The sequence below is a fragment of the Blautia sp. Sow4_E7 genome, from assembly GCF_052116245.1.
Classification (GTDB): domain Bacteria; phylum Bacillota; class Clostridia; order Lachnospirales; family Lachnospiraceae; genus Blautia_A.
Map to the genome: position 1 here is coordinate 1 of NZ_JBQKLL010000125.1, position 974 is coordinate 974.

General features: G+C 34.4%; 2 protein-coding genes. Both read right to left on the reverse strand.

The genetic code is table 11. The features are described 5' to 3' along the window. Window positions 1-346: 346 nt before the first annotated feature. On the reverse strand, window positions 347-640 hold the full coding sequence (locus ACTQ50_RS19670; protein ID WP_441485564.1) for a helix-turn-helix domain-containing protein: 294 nt from the start codon (window positions 638-640) through the stop codon (window positions 347-349). After that, complete coding sequence (locus ACTQ50_RS19675) at window positions 633-824, reverse strand: hypothetical protein (RefSeq protein WP_441485565.1); 192 nt, start codon at window positions 822-824, stop codon at window positions 633-635. The genes ACTQ50_RS19670 and ACTQ50_RS19675 overlap by 8 nt, the downstream gene beginning before the upstream one ends. Window positions 825-974: the final 150 nt, after the last annotated feature.

The following is a 974-nucleotide window of genomic DNA, read 5'->3' on the forward strand; positions in this document are numbered from 1 at the left end:
ATGTACAGGTTTCTTTTGTCTTGCCATAATAAAAGGCCCTCCTAATGATATTTATTGTATCATAGAAGAACCTTCTAAACATTATTTTACAGAAAAAGTTTCATACTCTCAGAAATACTGGAAAGTCCGTCTATGATTTTTTAACTCAGGCTGTGGCTGGATCGGCTCCATCTGGAATCATAAAAAAATAAATAAGATTTTGATGCAAAAGCAGACCTGCTGTGGAGGTGCGGAAGGTCTGCTCTTTCACCGTTATTCCCATTTTCTCCATTGTTTCTACTGAACAGGCTTTTTTATCCAATCAGACATGATATGGTTAGAAATACAAAATTTTTGTTGAAATATGCTAAATTGCCTTACTTTTTTTAGGAACAAATTCAATTCGTAAATTCATTCCCATTCCATCAGCTAATCTTTTCAATAGCTTTAAAGATGGATTCATGTTTCCGTTTTCAAGTTTGCTGATATTTGCCTGATCAATACCGGTTTTTTCTGCTAGTTCCTTTTGCGTAAGATTTTGTGAATTTCTTGCCTTAATCATAGCACGTATAACTTCCATTTCTGGATCAAGGTCATCCCATTCTTCTTTGAATTCGGGATCTTTGAGCTGCTCATCAATATTTTTTTTTAATTCACTCATGCTTACCATCCTTTTCTGCTTCTCTTGCCAGGAAAATATTTCTATATTTTTCCGCAAGTACTAAAAGTCTTAATACTTTTGCACGCATTTTGGTGTCTAAACTATCAAGAAATTCTTTTGCAGGTTTAGTTCCTTTATCGGTTTCAAAAAATTCAACTTGGAATTTTTCTTCCGTAACACACACCTCCCTTCCTTTTAATTCAGCATATGGTATATATACCATATTCAGATTGTAGACAAAGCCCTGCTTTTGCAGGGTTTTGCTATTGTTGGAACCGCTTTTCTGATATAATAAATATCAGAAGGGCGGTGTTTTTTATGATGACGAAAAATG

Bases quoted from the DNA above. Each gene is read 5' to 3' on its own strand.
- ACTQ50_RS19670 (WP_441485564.1), bottom strand. From the start codon at position 640: ATGAGTGAATTAAAAAAAAATATTGATGAGCAGCTCAAAGATCCCGAA.